The organism is Prosthecomicrobium pneumaticum, from assembly GCF_014199915.1.
GTDB lineage: Bacteria > Pseudomonadota > Alphaproteobacteria > Rhizobiales > Kaistiaceae > Prosthecomicrobium > Prosthecomicrobium pneumaticum.
Map to the genome: position 1 here is coordinate 1 of NZ_JACHOO010000009.1, position 24,181 is coordinate 24,181.

Annotated in this window: 15 protein-coding genes and 1 tRNA gene; 5 read left to right on the forward strand and 11 right to left on the reverse strand. The window is 72.1% G+C overall.

Translation table 11 applies throughout. From position 1 onward, the window contains the following. Positions 1-740: 740 nt before the first annotated feature. Positions 741-3,653 carry an excinuclease ABC subunit UvrA gene (gene uvrA, locus GGQ63_RS17990; protein WP_183858009.1) on the reverse strand — a complete coding sequence of 971 codons (2,913 nt, stop codon included), beginning with the start codon at positions 3,651-3,653 and terminating at the stop codon, positions 741-743. 320 nt (positions 3,654-3,973) lie between these two features. Between uvrA and ssb the strand changes: the two genes are divergently transcribed. Continuing rightward, a complete protein-coding gene (ssb, locus tag GGQ63_RS17995) occupies positions 3,974-4,474 on the forward strand; it encodes a single-stranded DNA-binding protein (RefSeq protein ID WP_183858010.1) in 501 nt (166 codons plus the stop codon). A 939-nt stretch (positions 4,475-5,413) separates the two neighbouring features. Here ssb and GGQ63_RS18000 read toward each other — a convergent pair. From GGQ63_RS18000 to GGQ63_RS18015, 4 genes are all read right to left on the reverse strand, one after another. Further along, a complete protein-coding gene (locus tag GGQ63_RS18000) occupies positions 5,414-6,028 on the reverse strand; it encodes a PopZ family protein (protein ID WP_246429866.1) in 615 nt (204 codons plus the stop codon). A gap of 162 nt (positions 6,029-6,190) precedes the next feature. After that, positions 6,191-7,576 carry a TolC family outer membrane protein gene (locus GGQ63_RS18005; RefSeq protein WP_183858012.1) on the reverse strand — a complete coding sequence of 462 codons (1,386 nt, stop codon included), beginning with the start codon at positions 7,574-7,576 and terminating at the stop codon, positions 6,191-6,193. A 227-nt stretch (positions 7,577-7,803) separates the two neighbouring features. Further along, positions 7,804-8,478, reverse strand: a complete 675-nt coding sequence (locus GGQ63_RS18010) for a protein-L-isoaspartate O-methyltransferase family protein (RefSeq protein WP_183858013.1) — start codon at positions 8,476-8,478, stop codon at positions 7,804-7,806. A gap of 111 nt (positions 8,479-8,589) precedes the next feature. Next, positions 8,590-9,060 carry an MgtC/SapB family protein gene (locus GGQ63_RS18015; RefSeq protein WP_343061199.1) on the reverse strand — a complete coding sequence of 157 codons (471 nt, stop codon included), beginning with the start codon at positions 9,058-9,060 and terminating at the stop codon, positions 8,590-8,592. Positions 9,061-9,536: 476 nt separating this feature from the next. On the opposite strand from GGQ63_RS18015, the gene GGQ63_RS18020 reads away from it, so the two are divergent. Beyond that, positions 9,537-9,610 (forward strand) — tRNA-Cys (locus GGQ63_RS18020). Positions 9,611-9,625: 15 nt separating this feature from the next. After that, entirely contained in the window at positions 9,626-10,699 is a 1,074-nt protein-coding gene (gene cobD, locus GGQ63_RS18025; protein WP_183858014.1) for a threonine-phosphate decarboxylase CobD, read from the forward strand. Here the strand turns inward: cobD and GGQ63_RS18030 are convergent. From GGQ63_RS18030 to GGQ63_RS18040, 3 genes are all read right to left on the reverse strand, one after another. Continuing rightward, positions 10,687-11,454: an ABC transporter ATP-binding protein gene (locus tag GGQ63_RS18030; RefSeq protein ID WP_183858015.1), complete on the reverse strand. Its 768-nt coding sequence runs from the start codon at positions 11,452-11,454 to the stop codon at positions 10,687-10,689. The genes cobD and GGQ63_RS18030 overlap by 13 nt on opposite strands. After that, positions 11,451-12,482, reverse strand: a complete 1,032-nt coding sequence (locus tag GGQ63_RS18035; RefSeq protein WP_183858016.1) for a FecCD family ABC transporter permease — start codon at positions 12,480-12,482, stop codon at positions 11,451-11,453. Before GGQ63_RS18035 ends, GGQ63_RS18030 begins: the two co-directional genes overlap by 4 nt. A 665-nt stretch (positions 12,483-13,147) precedes the next feature. Beyond that, positions 13,148-15,115, reverse strand: coding sequence for a TonB-dependent receptor plug domain-containing protein (locus tag GGQ63_RS18040; RefSeq protein WP_183858017.1), 1,968 nt, complete (start codon positions 15,113-15,115; stop codon positions 13,148-13,150). Positions 15,116-15,675: 560 nt separating this feature from the next. Here GGQ63_RS18040 and GGQ63_RS18045 point away from each other — a divergent pair. Beyond that, positions 15,676-16,470 carry an ABC transporter substrate-binding protein gene (locus tag GGQ63_RS18045; protein WP_343061200.1) on the forward strand — a complete coding sequence of 265 codons (795 nt, stop codon included), beginning with the start codon at positions 15,676-15,678 and terminating at the stop codon, positions 16,468-16,470. Next, positions 16,467-17,441: an adenosylcobinamide-phosphate synthase CbiB gene (gene cbiB, locus GGQ63_RS18050; protein ID WP_343061201.1), complete on the forward strand. Its 975-nt coding sequence runs from the start codon at positions 16,467-16,469 to the stop codon at positions 17,439-17,441. The genes GGQ63_RS18045 and cbiB overlap by 4 nt, the downstream gene beginning before the upstream one ends. Before the next feature lie 12 nt (positions 17,442-17,453). On the opposite strand, the gene GGQ63_RS18055 is transcribed toward cbiB, so the two are convergent. From GGQ63_RS18055 to cobN, 3 genes are all read right to left on the reverse strand, one after another. Continuing rightward, positions 17,454-18,896 (reverse strand): cobyric acid synthase, encoded by a 1,443-nt coding sequence (locus GGQ63_RS18055; RefSeq protein ID WP_183858155.1) that lies wholly within the window; start codon positions 18,894-18,896, stop codon positions 17,454-17,456. 117 nt (positions 18,897-19,013) lie between these two features. Continuing rightward, positions 19,014-19,673 (reverse strand): cob(I)yrinic acid a,c-diamide adenosyltransferase, encoded by a 660-nt coding sequence (cobO, locus tag GGQ63_RS18060; protein ID WP_183858019.1) that lies wholly within the window; start codon positions 19,671-19,673, stop codon positions 19,014-19,016. After that, positions 19,670-23,701 carry a cobaltochelatase subunit CobN gene (cobN, locus tag GGQ63_RS18065; protein ID WP_246429867.1) on the reverse strand — a complete coding sequence of 1,344 codons (4,032 nt, stop codon included), beginning with the start codon at positions 23,699-23,701 and terminating at the stop codon, positions 19,670-19,672. Before cobN ends, cobO begins: the two co-directional genes overlap by 4 nt. Positions 23,702-24,181: the final 480 nt, after the last annotated feature.

Sequence of the window (24,181 nt, forward strand, 5' to 3'; positions counted from 1 at the left end):
CCCCGGATGAGGGATGTGCGGGATGGTGACGGCGCGCCCTCTCGCCCGGCGTCACGATTATAGACCCCGGCACGGAGGCCGGGGTGACGGGTGCTTTGGTGGCGATGGCGCTCTCGGGAGCCGACCGACCGGCCCTTCGGCCGGCCGCTCCGCACACTACCCGCGTAACGTCTTCGAACACCCCCTCCACCCGTCATGCCGGCCTCCGTGCCGGCATCCATAATCGTGACGGTCGGCGCTTTGGGGCCGTCCTCCCACCGTCATTCCCGCGAAGGCGGGAATCCATGCAACAGAGCACGGTCCGGCGTGATGGATCCTCGCCTTCGCGAGGATGACGGGTGGAGAGGGTACGCGGGATGGAACCCGTGTCCGTGCTCCCCGCACCCCGGATGAGGGATGTGCGGGATGGTGACGGCGCGCCCTCTCGCCCGGCGTCACGATTATAGACCCCGGCACGGAGGCCGGGGTGACGGGTGCTCTGGCGTGGCGGGCTTCGGCCTCGGCGCAGTCACCCCCACCCCGACCCTCCCCCACAAAGGGGGAAGGGAGGCTGCCGCTCCCGGATCCGTCCGGCCGCTCCGCGGCCCTCCTCCCCGTTCTTTCGAACAGCCCCCCTCCCCCCGTCATGCCGGCCTCCGTGCCGGCATCCATGATCGTGCGGGTCGCCGTCCGGGAATGGTCCCCGCTTTCGCCCCGCACCCGACCGGAGCCCGCCGAAGCGGATCCCGGCGTGCCGGGGCCTATTCCGCCGCCTCCGCCGTGCGCGCTCGCCGTGAGGCCTTCGACTTGTCGAGCACCGGCTTCAGGAACCGCCCCGTATGGCTCCGTGCTTCCCGCGCGATCTGTTCCGGCGTGCCCGTCGCGACGATCTCGCCACCGCCGTCGCCGCCTTCAGGGCCGAAATCGATGACGTGGTCGGCCGTCTTGATCACTTCGAGATTGTGCTCGATCACGGCGACCGTGTTGCCCTGATCGACGAGTTCGTGCAGCACCTCGAGCAGCTTCGCCACGTCGTGGAAATGCAGGCCGGTCGTCGGCTCGTCGAGGATGTAGAGCGTGCGCCCCGTCGCCCGGCGCGACAGTTCCTTCGCGAGCTTGACGCGCTGCGCCTCGCCGCCCGACAGCGTCGTCGCCTGCTGGCCGACCTTGATGTAGCCGAGCCCGACCTCGCGCAGCGTCGTCATCTTCTCGCGGATCGCCGGAACGGCGGCGAAGAAATCCTCCGCTTCCTCCACCGTCATGTCGAGCACATCGGCGATCGACTTGCCCTTGAAGGTGACCTCGAGCGTCTCCCGGCTGTAGCGGCGGCCCTTGCAGACCTCGCACGTCACATAGACGTCCGGCAGGAAATGCATCTCGATCTTGATCACGCCGTCGCCCTGGCAGGCCTCGCAACGGCCGCCCTTGACGTTGAAGGAGAAACGCCCGGGCTGATAGCCGCGCGCCTTCGCCTCGGGGAGGCCCGCGAACCATTCCCGGATCGGCGTGAAGGCGCCGGTATAGGTCGCCGGATTGGAGCGCGGCGTGCGGCCGATCGGCGACTGGTCGATGTCGATCACCTTGTCCAGCTGTTCGAGCCCGTCGATCCGCTCGTGCGGGGCCGGCATCTCGCGTGCGCCGTTCAGGCGCCGCGCCGCCGCGCGATAGAGCGTGTCGATCAGGAAGGTCGACTTGCCCCCGCCCGAAACGCCGGTGATGCAGGTGAAGGTCGAGAGCGGAATCTCGGCCGTGACGTTCTTCAGATTGTTCCCCGTCGCCCCGACCACCTTGAGCTTCTTCGCCTTCGCGACCGGCCGGCGCTTCGCCGGCAGTTCGACCGCGAGTGCGCCCGAGAGATAGCGCCCCGTGAGCGAGGCCGGGTCGGCGAGAATCTCGTCCGGCGTGCCCTGCGCGACGATCCGGCCGCCATGCACGCCCGCCGCGGGGCCGACATCGACGACGTAATCGGCCTGCAGGATGGCGTCCTCGTCGTGCTCGACGACGATCACCGTGTTGCCGAGATCGCGCAGATGACGCAGCGTGCCGAGCAGCCGCTCATTGTCCCGCTGATGCAGGCCGATCGACGGCTCGTCGAGCACGTAGAGCACCCCCGTCAGGCCCGACCCGATCTGCGAGGCGAGCCGGATGCGCTGGCTCTCGCCGCCCGACAGCGTGCCCGAATTGCGCGACAGCATCAGGTAATCGAGCCCGACATCGACGAGGAAGGCGAGCCGCTCGCGGATCTCCTTGAGGATGCGGACCGCGATCTCGTTCTGCTTGTCGTTCAGCCGGGCGGGCAGGTCGCCGAACCACTCCTGCGCGGCGCGGATCGACAGCGCCGAGACGTCGGCGATGGTGCGGCCGTCGATCTTGACGGCGAGCGCCTCCGGCTTCAGCCGTGCCCCGCCGCAGGCGGCGCAGGGCTTCTGCGACTGGTAGCGCTCGATCTCCTCGCGCATCCAGGCCGATTCGGTCTCCCGCCAGCGCCGCTCGAGATTGGAGACGACGCCCTCGAAGCTCTTTGCCGTCTTGTAGGAGCGCAGGCCGTCATTGAAGACGAACTCGATCTCGCCCTTGCCCGTGCCGAACAGGATCGCCGTCTTCGCCGCGTCGGGGATGCCGTCCCAGGGCGCGGCCATGTCGAACTCATAGTGCCGGGCGATCGCCTCGAGCGTCTGGGCGTAATAGGGCGAGGAGGATTTCGCCCAGGGCGCCACCGCCCCGTCGCGCAGCGAAACCGAGCCGTCCGGGACGACGAGGTCGGGGTCGATCTTGCGCTCCGTGCCGAGCCCGTCACAGACCGGGCAGGCGCCATAAGGGTTGTTGAAGGAGAACAGCCGCGGCTCGATCTCGGGGATCGTGAAGCCGGAAACGGGGCAGGCGAACTTCTCCGAGAAGGTGATCCGGCGCGGCTCCCCCGCCGCGTCCTTCTCGTCGGCGAACTCCGCGACCGCGATGCCGTCGGCGAGGCCGAGCGCGGTCTGGAAGGAATCGGCGAGCCGGGCGGCGATGTCGGGCCGCACCACGATGCGGTCGACCACCACGTCGATGTCGTGCTTCAGCTTCTTGTCGAGCGCCGGCGCCTCGGCGATCTCGTGATAGGCGCCGTCGATGCGGACCCGCTGGAAGCCCTTCTTCTGAAGTTCGGCGAGCTCCTTCCTGTACTCGCCCTTGCGGCCGCGGATCATCGGCGCGAGCAGATAGAGCCGCGTTCCCTCGGGCAGGGCGAGCGTGCGGTCGACCATCTGGCTCACCGTCTGGCTCTCGATCGGCAGGCCGGTCGCCGGGGAATAGGCGATGCCGACCCGCGCGAAGAGCAGGCGCATATAGTCGTAGATCTCGGTGACCGTTCCGACGGTGGAGCGCGGATTCTTCGACGTCGTCTTCTGCTCGATCGAGATCGCCGGCGAAAGGCCGTCGATCTGGTCGACGTCCGGCTTCTGCATCATCTCGAGGAACTGGCGCGCATAGGCCGAGAGGCTCTCGACATAGCGGCGCTGGCCCTCGGCATAGATGGTGTCGAAAGCGAGCGAGGACTTGCCCGAGCCGGAGAGGCCGGTGAACACGACGAGCGCGTCGCGCGGAATGTCGAGATCGACATTCTTCAGATTGTGTTCGCGGGCGCCACGGATCGAAATGACCCTGGCGGCCGGGGCCTCGGCGTCTCTTGCCATCATGCTGTTCCGTCGGGAAGGGCGGGCGCGACCGCCGATCCGCGAATGTAGGCCTTCAACGGAGCGAGACAAGCGCCGGGGTGCTGCCGGGCGCCGGAATCGAAGCCGTTGATCCAGTCTTGCCAGATAGACGGAAAATGTCTAGAACAAAAAAGGAACATCGACATGCGTCATCAATGTGCGTTGTGGACAAGCGCGTTCGACCGGGGCGGCCGTCCGGCGCGACGCGGCTGTAGGGCGTAGGATCGGGGGCGGACAGCGCGCCCGCGCGGCCGGCCTCGTCGAGGCCGCCGGCGGCGCCGGCGAGAGAGGATTGAGACATGGCGGGCAGCGTCAACAAGGTGATCCTGATCGGCAATCTCGGACGCGATCCCGAGGTGCGGACCTTCCAGAACGGCGGCCGGGTCTGCAATCTGCGGATCGCCACCTCGGAGAGCTGGCGCGACAAGCAGAGCGGCGAGCGGCGCGAGCGGACCGAGTGGCATCAGGTGGTGATCTTCAACGAGAATCTGCTGAAGATCGCCGAACAGTATCTGAAGAAGGGCTCGAAGGTTTACATCGAGGGGCAGCTCGAGACGCGCAAGGCGACCGACCAGTCGGGCAACGAGCGCTATTTCACCGAGGTGGTGCTGCGGCCCTATCGCGGCGAACTGACCCTTCTCGACGGCCGCGGCGCCAATTCCGAGAGCGGCGACGAGTACGGCTCCTCCTCCGGTGGATCCGATTTCGGCCGTGCGAGCCCGATGGAACAGAGCCGCCGCCCGGCCCCCGCAGCGGCGTCGTCCTACGCGGCCGATTTGGACGACGACATCCCGTTCTGAGCCCGCCCGGACACCGCCCGATGAAGGAATAGAGCGGCCGCAAGGCGTGTCGACAGTCGGCCACAGCGGCCGTTGCGGCCCCCCGCCGTTCGAGACCGTCGCGCCGGCGCTTCGACGACGCGAGCAACGGGGACTGGCGCCGATCCCGCGGCGGCGCGGTTCCGGGGGGCGGTCGGGCGGTGGTCGCGGAGCAACCCCCGCCTGCCGCGCCGGGATCGGCTGCCGCATCCCTGGTCGCGACCCGCGGCACGGTGACCGCGAACCGCCCGTTCGGAGATCGGCCCGGCGACGAGCGGGGCGAGAGGATGGCGCGAAACGGTGGCCGCCCAGCGGGCGGCGTCGCGCCAGCATGGCCGGCCGAGCCGAAGCTCCGGGAAGGCGGGAGGCGATGCCGACGCGCGGCCGCCATCGGAGGATCCGTCACGCCGGCGCCAGCGCCCGGTCCGCGATCGGCGGGAGGGCGGAGCGGAGCGCCCTTTGGCGCGAGGCCGCCGCCCCGTCATGCGAGACGGCGCGGAAGGCCCGCGGCTCGGCGTGCGCCGCGGTCTCTGCGGATGGTGCGGGCGCGGCGGTCGCGACGATCGTGGTCGCCGCGCCTCCGTCCGGAGACTATACTGAGCCGGCCGCGGATTTGAACCGGCGGCCGCCCGTGATCCCAGAAAATTGTCCGGTGCCCGTCCGATCGGCGGCGCACGGCCCTACCCGTCGTCACGCAGCCGCTGCGGAAGCCGAGATAACGCGGGCATGATCGGGACGGAGAGAGGCGATCCTGGCGCCCGGAGAGCCCCAGGAATCGGCCGAGAGATCGGCCGAGAGGAAGCGCGCCGCCTCACGACGTCGGCCCGGACGGCCGACCACCCGGAAGTGCCCCGAGACCGCGGCGGGTGCTTCTCGATCACGCGCCTCGCGTGTCGTCGGCGCGGCGGGCCGGTCGGCGCCCTACCGGCCGCGCGAGACCCGCTCGATCTCCTCGCGGACCAGACGCTCGACGAGCGGCGGCAGGTTCTTGTCGAGCCAGCCTTTGAGCATCGGCCGCAGCATGTCCTTGACGAGGTCCTCGACGGTCCGCGGACGGCTCGCGAGAAGCGCCCCGGCGAGATCGTCGAAGGCGGCGTTGACCGCCGCGTTGGCGTCGTCTGAAAGAAGCGGGCCGAGCCGCATCTCGTCGGCGGGCGGCGTCTCCGGCGCGCGGGCCGCCGCATCGAGATCGCTGGCACCGGGCGGAGACGCCGGAGCGGGATCGCTGCTCCGTCCAAATCCGGAAGAAAGTTCGTCCTCGCTCCGTCGCGCCGCCATCTCTTCCTCCCGATCGGGCGAGCCGAGCGGGGAAACCGTGGCCGCCGCGGCACCCGCAGCCTGCGCCAGGCTCTCGAAGGGCGCAAGAGCGCCGGGCCGGAGAGCACCCGCGCTCTCGAACGGCGCCGCGACCTCGGCCGGTGCCGGCTCCGCCTCCTCGACCAGCACCGGGCGCACGGCGCGGGCGGAAGCCTGCGGCACGGCCACCGTCTCCTCATCGGAGATGATGCGTCGGATAGAGGCCAGGATCTCCTCCATCGAAGGCTCCTGAACCTGACTCGCCCTCGCCATCACTTGCCTCGGCACGCTGACACATTGCGAATCGCGCGCGCATCGCCCGGCGCGATTCCTGATCGAATCCTAACGGATCGAAGGCCCCGCCGATACGGCATCACCGCGGCGTGGCGATTTATCCCCGGGTCAGCGGCCGTCGGGGGTGCGCAGGCCGATCCACTTGTCGCGGACCGCCTGATAATGCTCGCGCGGCTCGTAGGTCTTGACCGAAAGGCCGAGCTTCTCGGCGGTCAGCCCGCCGGTCGCCGAGAGCAGCGAATAGGCGGCGACGACGCTGTTGCGGGTGGCGACGATCAGCGTCTCGCGCGCGGTCAGCACTTCCTGCTGCTGGTTGAGCACGTCGAGCGTGGTGCGCTGGCCGACGCGGCGCTCCTCGATCACGCCGTCGAGCGCCAGTTGCGCGGCGCGCACCTGCGAATTCGCCGCCTCGATCTGCGCCCGGGCGGCCGTCAGCTGACCCCAGTTCGAGATCACCGCGGCGCGCACCTGGTCGCGCGCCGAGTCGAGCTCGATGCGGCGCTGGCCGAGCGTTTCCTTCGCCTGGCGGACCCGCGAATAGGTCGCCCCGCCCTCATAGATCGGCACGTTGACGACACCGAGCACCTGCGCGCTCGTGTTGAAGGTGTCGCCGACATATTCGTTGTCGTGCGAGACGCTCGCCTGCAGGCCGACGGTCGGCAGAAGCTCGCCCTCGATGACCTTCACGTTGAAGGAGGCGGTGTCGACATTATACCCCGAAGCGAGGATCGCCGGATGGCGGCTCAGCCCGGTGTCGACGGCGCTGTCGACCGATTTCGGCAGCAGCTTGTCGTTGAAGCGCGGCGCGGAGAGGCTGCGCGGCTGCACGCCGACGATCTGCACATAGGTGGCGCGGGCCGAATTGAGATTGGAAACCGCGGTGTTGTAGTCGGACTGGCCCGAGGCGAGGCGCGCTTCGGTCTGGGCGACATCGGTGCGGGTGCCCTCGCCGACATTCAGCCGGTCCTGCGCGGCGCGCACCTGCTCGCGCAGGAACTCGATGTTCTGCTGGCGCAGCGTCAGGATCGCCTGCGCCTGGATGACGTCGGCATAGGCGCTGACCGCGTCGAGCAGCACGTCCTGTTCGGTCGAGCGGAGCGATTCGCGCGCCGCGAGCACCGCCGATTCCGCCTGCTTGACGCCGTTCTCGGTGCGGAAGCCGCGGAAGATCGGCTGCTCGACGGTGATGCTGTAGGAGGCCGTGCTCGAATCGACGTCGACGGTCCGGCCGGCCGTGCTCGACGAGCGCAGCCGGTTGAAGCCGAGACCGTAGCTCGCCGAGCCGGTGACGGTCGGACGGTAGCCGGAGAGCGCCTGCGGCACGCCTTCGTCTGTGGCGCGCAGGCTGGCGCGCGCGGCGTTCAGCGTCGGATTGCTGGCATAGGCGGTGGCGAGCGCCTGGCTGAGGGTCTCGGCCCCCGCAGGCAGGGAGAAAAGGGCCGTGCCGAGAAGCAGCGCGGCGGCGAGGGGGGCAAGGCGGCGCGATGTGAACACGTTCTGAACCTCGATTGATCGAGGCGGCGCCCCCCTACCGGACCACCACCCTTCGGACACCGAAAAACACCACGCGACTCGACCGACACAGGCCGATGCACGTTAACAAGAGATTACCCGGGGCGACGATTCTCTCCAAGGCGCCATGGTGGGGAAACGTCGGAAATCCGCCGCCGTGATACTCGAAAGTCACAGGCTTCGAACGCCGAAGAAAATCGAGACTGTTCTCAGAACACGAAACCGCGCGGCGTCTCGAAGCCCGGCAGCGGCCGGACATAGGTGTTGAACACGGGACGCGCCGAGAGCGCGCCGGCGACGCGCGTGAAGACGGTCGCCCGCGCCGCGAGACCGAACGTCCCGACGACGGCGACGAGCCGACCGCCTTCGCGGAGCTGGTCGCAGAACGCCTCCGGCACGCGTTCGACCGCGCCCTCGATCAGGATGCAGTCATAGGGCGCGCCGGCGGCCCAGCCGGCGGCGAGCGGCCCCTCGACCACCTCGACATTGCCGATCCCGAGCGCATCGAGCGTCTCGCGCGCCGTGCCGGCGAGCCCCGCATCCTCCTCGAGCGCCACCACCGTGCCGGCGAGCCGCGCGAGCACGGCGGCCGAATAGCCGGTCGCGCAACCGACATCGAGCACCCGCTCGCCCGCGCCGATCTCGGCGAGCTGAACGAGCTTGGCGAAGGGTCCGGGTTCCATCACGTAGCGGCCGGCCCGGCCGGGCTCCGGCGCCCGCACCGGCAGGTCCTCGTCGATATAGGCGAGCGGCTCGAGCTGCGGCGGCACGAAGCGCTCGCGCGGCACCTCTGACAGCGCAGCGAGCAGGTCGTAATCGGTCACGTCGACGGTCCGCACCTGGGTGTCGACCATCTTGGTCCGGGCCTTGGCGAAATCGAGCATCAGAGGAATCCCCGAATGGAGCCCGAACACGGATCCGGGCCGTTCTGGAATATCGGTCCGTTCCCGCGGTGACAAGCCGCACGGCCGCGCCCCGGCGCCGCAGCGGACCGTTCACTCCTCGTGGCGGCGGTGGCGCAGCGAGACGAGCCAGCCTTCGACGAAGCGCATGGCGGTGAGAAGGAGGAGCGCCAGAACCGTCCCGGTGATGACGATCGCCCACGCGGCGAGGGCGCAGGCGATGCCGAGCGCGGCCGTGACCCAGACGGTGGCGGCCGTGGTGAGATTATGGACCTCGTTGTCTTCCTTCCGGCGCAGGATCGCCCCGGCGCCGATGAAGCCGATGCCGGCCATCACGCCCTGGATGATGCCCTGGATGACGCGGGACAGCGCATCGGGATGGCCGGCGATCGCGGGATGGTTGACGGTCACCACCGAGACGAGCGCGGCGCCGAGCGAAACGAGGCCGAGCGTGCGCATGCCGATCGGCTTGCCGTGCAGCTCCCGGTTCAGCCCGACCGCCATGCCGACGAAGGTGGCGACGACGAGGCGCAGTTCCATGTCGAAGAGCGTGAAATCGGGCACGGCGTCCTCCAGAGCGGGGCCCCGCGGCGGCGAGGCGGGCGCGACCCGTTCTCTACCGCAAAATCGCCCCGCATACGCCCCGCCCTCGCCTTCCCGGGTTCGTGCCTCCGCGGGAACACCGGGCGGAAGGGCCGTGCCCGGAGCAATGATGGAGGCCGGCAGACGGGTGGCGGGGCGGTGTTCGAGGCGCTCGCGCCCGACAACGAAGAGCTCCGGCCTCCCTCCGCCCTCGTGGGGGAGGGTCGGGGTGGGCGGTGGATACGCCGAAGCCGGAGGCCCTCGCCCCCCAAAGCACCCGTCACCCCGGCCTCCGCGCCGGGGTCCATCATCGTGACGACCGGCGGCCCGGGCGCATCCGGCCCGCGCCGGAGGCGTTCGGGAAAAAGGGCGCGCGCTGACGCTGGGGACGACGCGGCGCACCGGCGTCGAAAGGGCTTGCCAGCGACCGGTGCTTGCCTCTACATCCCCCATTCGAGGGCCTCGTGGCGGAGTGGTTACGCAGAGGACTGCAAATCCTTGCACCCCGGTTCGATTCCGGGCGAGGCCTCCATCGTCCCAGAGCCGCATGACGACCGATCCCGCCCCCCGAGGCGGCGCGGACCGCGCCCATGACCCGGCGGGACCGCGCGCTGCGCCCGATGCCATCGCGTCGCCCGCCGCGCCGAAGCACGGCGGCGGCCTCGCCGCGGCGGCGGCGCACTACGGCATCCGCCCCGGGGACTGGCTCGATCTCTCGACCGGCATCAATCCCCGCCCCTATCCGCTCCCCCCGCTCGACGCGACGGCGCACCGCCTGCCCGACCCCGCCGCCCTCGCCGGCCTGCTCGCCACCGCCCGGCGCGCCTACCGCCTCGCCGATCGGGCGGCGCTCGCCGCGGCGCCCGGCAGCGACCTCGCGCTCCGCCTGCTGCCGCTCGTCGCGCCGCCGGGGCCGGTCGCGATCCTCTCGCCGACCTATTCCGGCCATGACGAGGCCTGGCGGGCGGCGGGCCGCACGGTCCGGCCGATCGCCGCTCTCGACGAGGCCGGCGACGCCGCGGTCGTCGTGCTGTGCAATCCCGACAATCCGACGGCGCGCATCCTTCCCCCCGAGCGGCTCGCGGCTTTCGCCGGGCGGCTCGGGGCGGCGGGCGGGCTTCTCGTCGTCGACGAGGCCTTCGCCGACAGCGCGCCGGAATGCAGTCTCGCGCCGCGCCTCGGCGGGCTCTCCGCGGTGGTGCTGCGCTCCTTCGGCAAGTTCTACGGCCTCGCCGGCCTGCGGCTCGGCTTCGTCGCCGGGGCACCGGCGGCCGTCGACCCGCTCGCCCGCCTCTTCGGCGACTGGCCGGTCTCCGGCCCGGCGATCGGGGCGGCGACGGCCGCGCTCGCCGACATCCCGTGGCAGGTCGCGACCCGGGCGCGCCTCGATGCGGATTCGCACGCCCTCGCCGCGCTGCTCGCCGGTCACGGCCTGACGATCATCGGCCGCGCCGGCCTGTTCGTGCTCGCCGCGCACCCACGCGCGCATGATCGGCACGCCGCCCTCGCCCGCGCCGGCATCTGGACGCGCATCTTTTCCACGCGCAGCGACTGGATCCGCTTCGGCGTGCCGACCGGGGACGGCCGCGCGCGCCTCGCCGCCGCGCTTCAGGCCGGCTGATCGGCGATCACGACGAGCCGGCCGTTCCGCCGCTCCACCGCCGCCGACACGCCGAAGGTCGCGGCGAGCCGTTCCGGCGTCAGCACCGCCTCCGCCGGCCCGTCCTCGACGATCCGGCCGCGGTCGAGCACGACGATGCGGTCCGCGAAGCGCGCCGCGAGGCCGAGATCGTGCAGCACGACGGCGACGGCGCCGCCGGCCGCCGCGTGGCGGGCGAGAAGATCGAGCACGACGAGCTGATAGCGCAGGTCGAGCGCGGCGATCGGCTCGTCGGCGAGGATCACGGCCGGCGCGCCGGCGAGCACGCGGGCGATCGCCACCCGCGCCCGCTCGCCGCCCGACAGCGTCGTCACCGGCCGGTCGGCGAACGCCTCGAGATCGGTCGCGGCCAGCGCCGCGGCGACCGCGTCCCGGTCGGCCGCGCTCCCTGCGCCGTGCGGCAGCCGGCCGAGCGCCACGACATCGGCGACCGGCAGCGGCCAGTGGAACACGTGCCCCTGCGGCAGATAGCCGATCCGCCGCGCCCGCGCCCGCGGCGCCACGCCGGCGAGCGGCACGCCGTCGAGGGTGACCGCGCCCTCCTTCGGGCGCTCGAGCCCGGCGAACGCGCGGATGAGCGTCGTCTTCCCCGCGCCGTTCGGCCCGACGATCGCCAGCCGCTCGCCGGCGCGAAGCGCGAGCGTCGCGCCCTCGAGCACGACGCGGCCGCCGAGCGCGACGGTGACGCGGTCCGCGGCGAGCAAGGGCGTGCTCATGCCGGCTCCCCCGACAGGCTGCGGCGGCGCGCGAAGACCAGCCAGATGAAGAACGGCGCGCCGATGAGCGCGGTGACGACGCCGAGCCGGATCTCGCCCTGCGACGGGATCATCCGGACCAGAATATCGGCCGCCGAGAGCAGCACCGCCCCGGCGAGCGCAGCCGGTAGCAGCAGCCGCCCGGGGTCGTTCCGCACGAAGGGCCGCACGAGATGCGGCGCGACGAGGCCGACGAAGCCGATCGAGCCGGCGACCGCGACGCCGCCGCCGACCGCGAGCGCGACGCCGAGCACGACACGGAAGCGCACCCGGGCGAGCGGGAAGCCGAGGCTCGCCGCCGCCTCCTCGCCCAGCGTCAGGGCGCGGAAGGCGCGGCCGTCGGCGAAGAGCAGCGCCGTGCCGGCGGCGATGAAGGGCGCGGCGATCAGCACATGGCGCAGCGACCGGTCCTCGAGCGAGCCGAGCAGCCAGAAGGCGATCTCGAGCGCCGCGAAGGGATTGGGCGCGAGGTTGAGGGCGAGCGAGGTGGCCGCGCCGGCGAGGCTCGATATGGCGAGCCCGGCGAGGATGACGACGAGGAGGCTCGCGCGCGGCCCGGCGACGAGGACGAGCAGCGCCACCGAGACGAGCGCCCCGGCGAGCGCGGCGACCGGCAGCGCGAAGGAGAGCGTGTCGACGAGGCCGAGCGCGATGGCGAGCACGGCGCCGAACGCTGCCGCCGACGGTGCACCGAACAGCGACGGCGCCGCGAGCGGGTTGCGCAACAGCCCCTGCAGCGCCGCGCCGGAAAGCCCGAGCGAGAAGCCGATCATCAGCGCGAGCAGTGCCCGCGGCAGCCGGATCTCGACGACGATCAGCCGCGCCGCCTCGGAGCCGAGCCCCGTCAGCCCGCCGAGCGCCTCGGCCGGCGACAGCCACACCGGCCCGACCCCGAGCGACACGACGAAGAGCAGCGCGAGCACGCAAGCGAGCCCCGCGACGGGCGCGCGGGAGCGCGGCGAGGACGGCCCGCCCCTCTCGTCCGTCATCTCGCCCCTCGCTCCATCACCCCGGCCCGGTCCCCACCCCACACACCCGTCCAAGCCCGGTCCCCACCCCACACACCCGTCACCCCGGCCTCCGTGCCGGGGTCCATGAGCGTGCCGCCGGGCCGTCCGGGCGAGAGTGACCCATCGGGCGCCCGCACCACCTCTCTGCCATTCGTCACGATCACGGAGGCCGGCATGACGGACGGAGGGGGCCGTGCAGGGCCGTCGGCGGGCGGAGAGGCCTCCACCCGGCCGCCCCCCTCCCCGGCCCTCCCCCACAAGGGGGGAGGGAGAAGGGGGCACTTGCCTCTCCTTCCCCGTCCTCCGACGGCGCGCCGGCGCCCGCCCGGGAGCCTCTCTCCCCCCTCGCGGGGGAGAGAGGGAGAGGGGGGCCGGCAGGCGAGCCGTCCGCGGATTGATGCCTCCCGGCTTTCGCCGGCATGACGGACGGGAGGGGGCGCACCATTCTCGGCGACAGGGCTCCCCGCCTCGGCGGGGAAGACGGGCGGAGAGCCCTGCGCCTCGTCGCCGTCCCGAGGGGACGGAGACCTCCAGGGAGGATCGACGACACCGCCCGTGCGCCCTGCACACGCACGGGACCACCCGCCGACGCGCACGCCGCGGCGGTCGGTCTCCTGCGGCGCGGTCGCGGCGGCGGTCATCGGTCAATAGGTCCAGGCGAGGCCGACATAATAGGAGCGGCCGGCCGTGTTGTAGCCGAGCGGGTCCTGATAGTCGGCGTCGGTGACGTTCTCGATCCGGCCGGTCAGCGTCGTCTGCGGCGCCAGCCTGTAGGAGGCGGAGAGGTCGAGCCGCAGATAGGAGTCGATCTTCTCCACCTCGCCCGCCTTGTTGAACTGCTCGCCGACATAGGTGAGCGCCGCCCGGCTTTCGAAGCGGTCGATGCCGGTCAGCGTCAGGCCGAGCGTGCCGGAATTCTCCGGCCGGCGGGCGAGCGCGAGGCCCGTGTCGAGGTCCTCGGTCCGCTGCCAGGTCCAGGTCGCGTCCGCCGCCAGCCAGCCCTCGATCAGCGTGGCGTTCGCCGACAGTTCGAGCCCGTGCGCCTCGGCGCGGGCGACGTTCTCGAAATAGCCCGCCGGATAGGCGATCGAGACGAAGCTGATCAGGTCCTCGAACCGGTTGTAGAAGCCGGTCGCCGAGAAACGGAGCCGGCCGTCGAACAGGCTCTGGTCGATCCCGAGATCGAAGCCGACACTCTTCTCCGGCGCGATATCGGCGGAGATGAGGTCCGGATAGGAGGGCTGATAGGCGAGATTGCTGCCGATCATATAGGCCGTCGCCCGCTTCGCGCCGGTGCCGGCGCTCGCCCGCAGCGTCGTGCCGAGATCGGCGAGGTCATAGGCCGCCGTGACGCGGCCGGTCAGGAAATCCGCGCCGTCCGGATCGCCGTCATAGCGGCCGGCGAAGGAGAGATGCAGGTCGTCGAAAAGGCTCACCTGATGCAGCGCGAACAGCGCATAGAGCGTCCGGTCGCTTTCATAGGCCGTGAAGCCGGTGGCGTTCTCCGTGTCGTAACGGGCCTGCTCGCGCTCCAGCCGGCCGCCGAGCGTCAGATCGCCATAGGCGTCGAGCCCGATCGTCCCCTGATATTCCGCGCCGAAGCTCGTCGAGGCGAAATGGTCGACCCGGGTCGACGACGTGCCGGGCTCCCGGTTCTCGCGGTCGTAATCGGTGCCGAAGAGGGTGAGCGACGGCTCGAACCGGTCGTCGAAGGCGCTGCCGGAGAGCTTGGCAAAACCGGTGACGAGCGATTTCTCGGTCTCGTTCTTCGCCTCGCCGCGGATCGCCGCCGCGTCCTTGTAACAGGCGAGGTCGACGCTCGGACAGGCATCCGAGAGCGAGGGCGGCGCCTTGTCGTAATCGGCCGACTGGTCGTAGCCGCTGACGCCGAGCTCGAGCAGCGGCCCGTCGCCCGGCGTGCCGAGTTCGGCGCGCACCGTGCCGGCGAGTTTCGCCGCTCCGTCCGCCTCCGAGGAATCGCGGTCGCCGACCCGGCTGAAGCCGTCGGTGCGGACGATCGCGCCGCTCCCCGACAGCCGGATCGCGTCGTTCCCCGCCGCGCCGCCGAAGCGCGTCGCCACCGTGCCGTAGGAGCCGGCCTCGACGGAAGCATGGGCGGAGACGCCCCTGTCCGGCCGCCGGGTGACGATGTTGATGACGCCGCCGATCGCGTCGGAGCCGTAGAGCGCACTCTGCGGCCCGCGCAGCACCTCGATGCGCTCGATGTCGGTCGGGGTGAGCACGGAGAAATCGAACTCGTCGCGCGAGCCTGCGGAATCATTGACCCGCACCCCGTCGATCAGCACCAGCGTGTGGCCGGTCTCGGCGCCGCGCAGCCGCACGTCGATCGTGCCGCCCGGCCCGCCGCTTTCGGAGACGGAGAGCCCCGGGACGGTGCGCAGCAATGACACGAGCGAGCCGGCGGAGGCACGGTCGATCGCGTCGCGGTCGAGCACGGTGACCGCGCTGCCGGTCTCCGAGAGTGCGGTCGGGCCGCGATTGGCGGTGACGACGATCTCGTCGAGCACCGCCGGCTCGGCCGCCGCCGCGCCCGGAAGGGCGATCATAATGGGGAGAAGGAGGGCGGTTGCATCCCGCCGCTTCGCTTGCATGGCAGACCTCGAATGGATCGATCTGGCTGGCGCGCCCGTCACGTCGAGTGTCCCGGGCCCGACCGGCTTTGCGGCCGGCTCGCGAAGGCGTAGACGAGGGGCGCGCGCTCGGCAAGCCGGACGCGCGGCCCGTCCCCAGCCGAGCTCCCGCCATGCGCTTCCGCCCCCTCCTCGCGACGCTCGCCACGCTCCTCGCCGCCGGCGCCGCCGGTGCAGTCCTGGGTGGAGAAGAAGGAAGCCCCTCACCCTACCCTCTCCCGCAAGCGGGAGAGGGGACGACAACCGTCGCGCTCGCAGACACCAACAGGCGCGACGCTGACGCCTTTCCGGGAGCAGGGCCGGGGGGCCCCCTCTCCCGCTCGCGGGAGAGGGCCGGGGTGAGGGCCTTCCCCTCCGCCTCCCGAACGGCCCCCGGCGAGGAAGAGCCCTCACCCACCCCTCTCCCGCAGGCGGGAGAGGGGATCACCCGCGTCGCGCTCGCAGACACCAACAGGCGCGATGCGTACACTCCGGGAGCGGCCGCCGACGCCCCCCTCTCCCGCTCGCGGGAGAGGGCCGGGGTGAGGGAAAGCCCGGGCGCGCCCGCCCGCGTCGTCTCCATCAATGCCTGCGCCGACCAGCTCCTCCTCGCGCTCGCCGATCCGGGCCAGATCGCCGCGCTGTCGCTCTATGCCGACGATCCCTCGCTCTCTTTTCTCGCCGCCGAGGCCGCCCGGTTCCCGCACGATGCCGGGCCGGCGGAGACCGTGATCGCGCGCCGGCCGGATCTCGTGCTCGCCGGGCGCTATACGAAGCGCGAGACGCGCGAGATGCTGAAACGGCTCGGCTTCCGTGTCGTCGAGCTCGCCTCGGTGCGCACCATCGACGAATCGATCGCGCAGATCCGCGCGGTCGCGGCTCTCATCGGCCGGGCGGAGGCGGGCGAGGCGCTGGTGGCCGCGATCGAGCGGGCGCGGGCCGAGGCCGCAGCGGCCGCGGCGGCGCACCCCTCGCGGCCGGCGGTCGCGGTCTATCAGCGACGCGGCTGGGTGACCGGCGGCGACACGCTGACCGGCGAGCTGATCCGGCTCGCCGGCTTCGCCGATGCCGGCGCGGTGCTCGCCGGGCGTTCGGGCGGGCTCGTGCCGCTCGAGCGGATGGTCGCGGCGCCGCCCGATTATCTGCTCGTCGGCGAGGCGGCGGGGCCGGCGGAAGACCAGGGCCGCGCGCTGCTCGCCCATCCGGCGCTCGCCGCGCTGTTCCCGCCCGACCGGCGGATCGTCCTGCCGGCGCGGCTCACCGTCTGCGGCGGCCCTTCCCTTCCCGCGGCGATCGCGATGCTCGCCCGCGCCCGGCAGGAGATATCGGTGCCGTGATTGCCGATTGGCTCGACCTTCATTTCGCCGCGCTCGCCCTCGCCCTCCTCGTCGACGCCGCGATCGGCGATCCGGACTGGCTGTGGCGCCGCCTGCCCCATCCGGTCACCTGGTTCGGCGCGCTGATCGGCCTGCTCGACCGGACGCTCAATCGCGAGGACATGGCGACCCCGACGCGCCGCGCGCTCGGCGTCGTCGCGGTCGTCCTCCTCGTCGCCGTCGCGATCGCGGCGGGGGTCGCGCTCGACTGGCTGTTCGACAACAGCTGGTGGGGCTTCTTCGCCACCGTCCTCGTCGTGGCGGTGATGCTCGCCGGCCGCAGCCTCTACGACCATGTCCGCGCCGTCGCCGACGCCTTCGATCGCGGCGGCCTGCCGGCGGCGCGGACCGCCGTCGCCCGCATCGTCGGCCGCGATCCGGACAGTCTCGACGAGGCGGGCGTCTGCCGCGCCGCGGTCGAATCGGCGGCCGAGAATTTCTCCGACGGGCTGGTCGCCCCGGCCTTCTGGTTCGCCGCAGCCGGACTGCCCGGTCTCCTCGCCTACAAGGCGATCAACACCGCCGATTCGATGATCGGCCACCGGACGCCGCGCCATGAGGCGTTCGGCTGGGCGGCCGCGCGGCTCGACGATCTCGTCAACCTGCCGGCGAGCCGCATCGCCGCCGGCCTGATCGTGCTCGCCGCGCCGGTCGTCGGCGGCCGCATCCCGGACGCCTTCGCGGCGATGCTCGACGACGCCCGCAAGCACCGCTCGCCGAATGCCGGCTGGCCGGAGGCCGCCGCCGCCGGCGCGCTCCGGCTCGCCCTCGCCGGCCCGCGCCGCTATCACGGCGTCGTCGTCGACGATCCCTTCCTCAACCCGGCCGGCCGGCGCGGCGTCCGCCCGCGCGACATCCGCGAGGCGCTGAAGCTGATGATCGCCGCCGCCGCGCTCGGCTGGCTGGTCCTCGCCACCTTCGCCCTGTCCTGAGCGCGCCGAACGCTACCGCGCCCTTGCGATCGACAGCAGCGCCGCCACATCGAGATGCGTCGCCAGATGGTCGGCGAGCCGGTCGAGCGTCTCCTCGACCCGCGCCTCATAGGCGAGGTCCGAGCCCGGCACGCCGAGCGCGGCGAGATAGGCCCGGCGGAAGCCGTCGGCGGCGAACAGCCCGTGCACATAGCTGCCGGCGACGAGCCCGTCCGCCGAGACCGCGCCGTCCGGGCCTGCCGGGCCGGTGACCAATGGCCGGTCGGTGTCCGGCCCGTTCGTGCGGCCGAGATGGATCTCGTAGCCGGTGACCGCCTCCCCCGTGCCGACATGCCGGCCGGCGAACGGCACCGTCCGCTTGTCGCCCGAAAGCACGGTGTCGACGGCGAGCAGGCCGAGCCCCTCCACCGTGCCGGCCGGCCCCTCGATCCCGTCCGGATCGGCGATCGTGCGGCCGAGCATCTGGTAGCCGCCGCAAAGCCCGAGCACCCGTCCGCCGCGCCGGTGATGGGCGCGGATGTCGATGTCCCAGCCCTCCCGCCGCAGCGCGGCGAGATCAGCCATCGTGCTCTTTGATCCAGGCAGAAGCACCACATCGCAGGGTGGTATGAACCGCCCCGGCTGGATCAAGTCGACCGTCACGCCGGGCTCCATGCGGAGCGGATCGAGATCGTCGAAATTGGCGATGCGGGGCAGCATCGGCACGGCGACCGACAGCCCTCCCGCGCGCCGGGTGCCGCGGCCGGCGAGATCGAGCATGTCCTCCGCCGGCAGGAGATGCGCCGCGGGAAACCACGGCACGACGCCGAGCGAGGCCCAGCCGGTCGCCGCGCGGATCACATCGAGCCCCTTCGAGAAGAGGTCGACATCCCCGCGCATCTTGTTGATCAAGAACCCCTTTATGCGGCTCCTGTCGTCCTCGTCGAGGATTGCCCGGGTGCCGACGAGGCTGGCGATCACGCCGCCGCGGTCGATGTCGCCGGCGAGCACCACCGGCACCTCCGTCGCCGCGGCGAAACCCATATTGGCGATGTCGCCGGCGCGCAGATTGACCTCCGCCGGACTGCCCGCCCCTTCCACGATCACGAGATCGGCGACGGCCGCGAGCCGCTCGAAGCTCTCCACGACCTTCGGCAGCAACTCCTTCTTCCGGCTGCCATATTCGGCCGCCCGCATGGTCCCGAAGCGGCGCCCATGCACGATCACCTGCGCCCCGGTCTCGCTCTCCGGCTTGAGGAGGACCGGATTCATGTCGACGCTCGGCGCCATTCCGGCGGCACGCGCCTGGAGGGCCTGCGCCCGCCCGATCTCGCCGCCATCGGCCGTCACCGCGGCGTTGTTCGACATGTTCTGCGGCTTGAACGGCACCACCCGCAGCCCCCGCCGCGCGAACAGCCGGCACAGCCCGGCGACGAGCAGCGACTTGCCGACATTCGACCCGGTGCCCTGCAGCATGATGGCGGGGGTCACCGCGAAAGGCCCTCACGCCGGCCGACGCCCCCGAGAGCGACACTCCCCCTCTCCCGCTCGCGGGAGAGGGTCGGGGTGAGGGCCTTCCTCATCGCCGCGGCCTCAGAACTCGATCCCGATCTGCGCCTTAACCCCCGAGCGGAACGGGTGTTTTATCATTTCCATCTCGGTGACGAGGTCGGCCGTCTCGATCAGCGCGTCGGGCGCGTTGCGGCCGGTGACGACGACATGGACGTCCTCCGGCTTCTCGGTCGCCAGGAAGGCGAGCACCTCGTCGAGCGGCAGGTAATCGTAGCGCAGCACGATGTTGAGCTCGTCGAGCAGCACGATCCGCCGCTCGCCGCCGGCGATCAGCCGCTTCGCGACCTCCCAGGCGCGGCGGGCCGCGGCGATGTCGCGCTGGCGGTCCTGCGTCTCCCAGGTGAAGCCCTCGCCGAGCCGGTGCACCTCCGCGAGATCGCCGAAGGCGGCGAGCGCCTTCGTTTCGCCGGTGTCCATCGCACCCTTGACGAACTGCACGACGGCGACCGGCATGCCGTGGCCGAGCGCCCGGAACAACATCCCGAAGGCCGCCGTCGACTTGCCCTTGCCCTTGCCGGTATGGACGATCAGGAGCCCTTTCTCGATCGTCTTCCCTTCCATCATCCGGTCGCGCACCGCCTTCTTTTTCTTCATCTTTTCGGCGTGGCGGGCCTCGTCGGCGAGCGGCGCGGCGTGATGGTCGGCGGGCTCGGTCTCGGGGCTCTCGGTCTCGGAACTCATGGCGTCGTCTCCTCGGCGCGTCCGGCGAGCCGGACGAGGGCATCGTAGGCGCTGTTCGAGCGCGGCGACCAGAGGCCGCGGTCGACCGCCTCGCGCAGGCGTGCGGCGATCTCGGCGAGCGCTGCCGGATTCTCCCGCCCGATGAAGCCGCGCACGGCCTCGTCGGCGAGGTAAGCCTCGTAGAGCGCGTCGAAATGGTGGTCACCGACCGCATGCGTCGTCGCGGCGAAGGCGAAGAGGTAATCGACCGTCGCGGCGATCTCGAAGGCACCCTTGTAGCCGTGCCGCATCACGCCGGCGATCCATTTCGGGTTCGAGGCGCGGCCGCGCACGACGCGGCCGATCTCCTCGGCGAGCGGCCGGATCACCGGCCGTTCCGGCCGGGAATGGTCGCCGAGATAGACCCGCGGCGCCCTGCCCTTGAGCGTCTCGATCGTCGCCGCGAGCCCGCCCTGAAACTGATAATAATCATCGGAATCAAGGAGATCGTGCTCGCGGTTGTCCTGGTTCTGGATCACCGCGTCGGCGACCGCGAGCCGCGCCGCCAGCCGGTCGCGCGCCGCCTCGCCCTCGCGCCCGCCGCCATAGGCGTAGCCGCCCCAGGCGAGGAAGGCGTCGGCGAAATCCGCCCGCCGGTCCCAGGCGCCCTCGTCGATCAGCGCCTGCAGCCCGGCCCCGTATGCGCCCGGCTCGGCACCGAAAACCCGGGCGAGATCAGCCTCTTGCCGCCGCGCGGCGGCGAGCGGGTTGGCCTCGTCCGGCTCATCGCGCGCGGCGACCGCCCGGATCGCGCTGTCGATCAGGTCGATCTGCTCGGGAAAGGCGTCGCGGAAGAGCCCGGAGACGCGCAGCGTCACGTCGATCCGCGGCCGCTTCAGCGCGGCGAGCGGCAATACCTTGAACCCGGTCACGCGGCCCGTCCCCGGCTCCCAGACCGGTTCGGCGCCGACGAGCGCCAGCACCTGCGCGATGTCGTCGCCGCCGGTGCGCATGTTCGCCGTGCCCCAGGCGGAGATCGCGACGGAGCGCGGCCATTCGCCCTCGTCCTGGAAATAGCGGAGCGCCAGCGCCTCGGCCGAGTCCCGCCCGATCCGCCACGCCGCCTCGGTCGGCACGGCGCGGGTGTCGACCGAATAGAAGTTGCGGCCGGTCGGCAGCACGTCGGCCCGCCCCCGCGTCGGCGCGCCGGACGGCCCGGGCGGCACGAAGCGCCCGTCGAGCGCGGCGAGCACGGCCGCGATCTCGTCGCCGCCGGACCGGTCGAGCCGGGGGCCGAGGTCGACGGCGATCCAGTGGAGGACCGCGGCGACCTTGCCGTCCAAATCGGCCGCCACCCCGGCCGCTGTGCCGGGGTCGATAATCGTGACGCCGGGCTGTTCGTGCGGCGGTGCCTCGTGGGGCGTCGCCGTCTGCTCTCTTTCCCCCGTCCGCACGATTATGGATGCCGGCACGGAGGCCGGCATGACGGGGGGAGAGGACGGTTCGAAGTCGCCCCCCTCCCCGACCCTCCCCCACGAGGGGGGAGGGAGAAGGCTGCGCGGGTCATCGAGGGCGCTCTCCACCGCCCGCCGGGCCAGCAATTCCAGCCGTTCGACCGTGTCGCCCGCCGTACGCCACATTGCGTCGGAGAGTGCTGCGAGCGACGCCGGCCGGGCTCCGGTCCAGGGCTCCGCGAGGTCGCAGGCGAGCGGGTCGAAGCCGGCGAGGCCGAGATCGGCGGCGAGCGCGCGGTGGAGCGAGGCGTCCTCCGGCCGGCCGCCACTCCGCGGCACGCGCGCGATGGCGACCAGCGTGTCGATCCGGGCGCCGTCCGCCGGAGCCGCGCCGAGGATATGGAGGCCGTCGCGGATCTGCAGTTCCTTGAGTTCGCAGAGATGCGCGTCGATCGCCCGCAGCCGCTCGGCCTCCGCCGCCCCGCCGAGTTCGAGATCGCGGTCGATGCCGTGCCGTGCCGCGAGGTCGAGCAGGTCGCGCTCCAGCGCGCGGCGGCGGCGCGGGTCGGCGGCGGCGAGGTGGTGCTCGTCGAGCAGCGTCTCGAGCGCCGCGAACGGGCCGTGCGCCTCCGCCCGCGTCATCGCCGGCATCAGGTGGTCGACGATCACCGCGGACGACCGCCGCTTCGCCTGCGCCCCCTCGCCGGGATCGTTGACGATGAAGGGATAGACGAGCGGCGTCGCCCCGAGCGCAATCTCCGGCCAGCATTCCGCCGACAGGCCGAGCGCCTTGCCGGGCAGCCATTCGAGATTGCCGTGCTTGCCGAGATGGAGCACCGCATCGGCGCCGAACTCCATCCGCAGCCAGGCATAGAAGGCGAGATAGGCGTGCGGCGGCACGAGATCGGGATCGTGATAGGTGCGCTTCGGATCGATGCCATAGCCACGCGCCGGCTGGATGCCGACGACGACCGCACCGAACCGGTGCAGCGCGAGCGGAAAGGCTCCGCCCTCGAGCGCCGGATCGTCCTCCGGCGCCCCCCATCGGGCGGCGAGCGCGGCGCGCGCCGCCTCGGGCAGGGCGTCGTGAAAAGCACGGTAGGCGGACAGCGGCAGACGGATGGTCTCGACGGCGTCCGCGCCGTCGCACGCGCCCGTCACCCCGGCCTCCGTTCCGGGGTCCATGATCGTGACGCCGGGCTGTCCGCGTGCCGCAGTCCCATGGGATGTCGCCGTCTTCTCGCTTTCCGCATTCCGCACGATTAGGGATGCCGGCACGGAGGCCGGCATGACGGGGGGAGAGGACGGTTCGAAGTCGCCCCCCTCCCCGGCCCTCCCCCACGAGGGGGGAGGGAGAGCCGCCTGTCCGGGCTTGCGGTTCGTCCTGCCCGCCAGCAGCCGGTCCATCAGCGCCCGGCCGGTCTTCGGGAAGCCCGGCAGCGTGTAGCCCGCAGCGGCCATCGCCGCTGCGATGCGGGCGGCGCTTTCCGGCGTGTCGAGGCCGACGCCATTGCCGATCCGGCCGTCGCGGTCGGGATAGTTGGACAGCACGAGGGCGATCCGCCGCTCGGAAGGGCGTTTCGCCGCGAGCCGCGCCCAGCGCGCCGCCTGCTCGGCGACGAAGGCGATGCGCTCCCCGTCCGGTCGATAGGTGCGGAGCCGGCTGTCGGTCAGCGGGTCGAGCGCCTGCTCCTCCTTGAAAGAGACCGGCCGCGTCAGGATCCGGCCGTCGACCTCCGGCAGCACGACGTTCATGACGAGATCGCGCGGGGCGAGGCCGCGGGCGCTCGCCGCCCAGGCCTCACGGCTCGTGCCGGCGAAGACGACCTGCAGGACGGGCCGGCCGGCGCGATCGAGCACCGTGCCGTCATGCGGCCGGCCGGGCCGCGACACGGCGAAGGCGGTGCCGTTCAGCACGATCGCCGGCGGCCGCTCGGCCATCACATCCGCGAGCAGCGCCTCGGCGGCCCGATCCTTGAGGCTCGGCACGAAGACCGGCAGCGCGGCGATGCCGCGTTCGGCGAGCGCGGCGACGAGGCCATCGACCGGCGCGGTCGCGCCGCCCTCGACAAGGGCGCGATAGAAGGTGAGGAGCGCCACCGGCCTGTCGCCGAGCGCGGCGAGCGCCGCCGAGCGGTCGACGACACCCTCCCCCGGCCGCCAGAAGCCGGCGACCGGCAGCGGCTCGACCTCACCCGGCCGGTCGCCCGCGCCGGCGAGATGCGCCATCAGCGCGAGCGCACGGCGAAGGTTCTCCGGCCCGCCGGCGAGGCAGGCCTGCCACAGGAGGCGGCAATCCTCGACCGGCACGGTCGACCACGCTTCGAGCGAAGCGTCCCAGCGCCCGTCGCCCGGCACGACCGCGAGCTTCGGCCCGCCGGCGCGCGACAGCGCCCTGAGCGCCTCGAGCCCGTAGGGCCAGTAGCCGGCGCCGCCCATCATCCGGACGAGCACGATCTTCGCGCGGCGCAGCGTCGTCTCGACATAGAGGTCTACGGAATAGGGATGCGCGAGCCGCATCAGATTGGCGAGGCGAAGGGTGGGCTGCGCTTCATTCGGCGCCCCCGTCGCCCCCGGCGCCGTGGCAGGCTTCATCCGCGGGGCGCCGGGCGACGGCGCCTCGGAGGACGGCGCCCGGCCGCCCCCCTCCCCGGCCCTCCCCCACAAGGGGGGAGGGAGAAGTGCGCGCCCCGGTTCGCTGTCGCTCGCCGGCCGAGCGGCGCCGTCAAGGGAAGAGCCTCTCTCCCCCCTCGTGGGGGAGAGAGGGAGAGGGGGGCCGGCAGAAGAGCGGTCCGCAGTTCGATGGGTCCCCGCCTTCGCGGGGACGACGGATGGCGAGGGCCGTGCGGCTTCGTCTCCCGCCTCGGAGGACGGCTCCCGGTCGCCCCCCTCCCCGGCCCTCCCCCACGAGGGGGAAGGGAGAAGGGGGCGTGTCGCGAGGAAGAGGCGCCAGGCGGCGGCGAAGGCGGCGAGTTCGGTGTCGGCGGCGGAGAGCACGACGAGATCGCCGGGCGACTGGCCGAGATCCTCCGCCGCCGCGCCGTCCTCGATCCGCTCCGTGTCGCCGACGAGAAG

Bases quoted from the DNA above. Each gene is read 5' to 3' on its own strand.
- GGQ63_RS18010 (WP_183858013.1), bottom strand. From the start codon at position 8,478: ATGCTCGATTTCGCCAAGGCCCGGACCAAGATGGTCGACACCCAGGTG.
- cobN (WP_246429867.1), bottom strand. From the start codon at position 23,701: ATGAAGCCTGCCACGGCGCCGGGGGCGACGGGGGCGCCGAATGAAGCG.
- GGQ63_RS18040 (WP_183858017.1), bottom strand. From the start codon at position 15,115: ATGCAAGCGAAGCGGCGGGATGCAACCGCCCTCCTTCTCCCCATTATG.
- ssb (WP_183858010.1), top strand. From the start codon at position 3,974: ATGGCGGGCAGCGTCAACAAGGTGATCCTGATCGGCAATCTCGGACGC.
- GGQ63_RS18055 (WP_183858155.1), bottom strand. From the start codon at position 18,896: ATGCTGCAGGGCACCGGGTCGAATGTCGGCAAGTCGCTGCTCGTCGCC.
- GGQ63_RS18000 (WP_246429866.1), bottom strand. From the start codon at position 6,028: ATGGAGGAGATCCTGGCCTCTATCCGACGCATCATCTCCGATGAGGAG.
- GGQ63_RS18030 (WP_183858015.1), bottom strand. From the start codon at position 11,454: ATGAGCACGCCCTTGCTCGCCGCGGACCGCGTCACCGTCGCGCTCGGC.
- cobD (WP_183858014.1), top strand. From the start codon at position 9,626: ATGACGACCGATCCCGCCCCCCGAGGCGGCGCGGACCGCGCCCATGAC.
- cobO (WP_183858019.1), bottom strand. From the start codon at position 19,673: ATGAGTTCCGAGACCGAGAGCCCCGAGACCGAGCCCGCCGACCATCAC.
- GGQ63_RS18035 (WP_183858016.1), bottom strand. From the start codon at position 12,482: ATGACGGACGAGAGGGGCGGGCCGTCCTCGCCGCGCTCCCGCGCGCCC.
- uvrA (WP_183858009.1), bottom strand. From the start codon at position 3,653: ATGGCAAGAGACGCCGAGGCCCCGGCCGCCAGGGTCATTTCGATCCGT.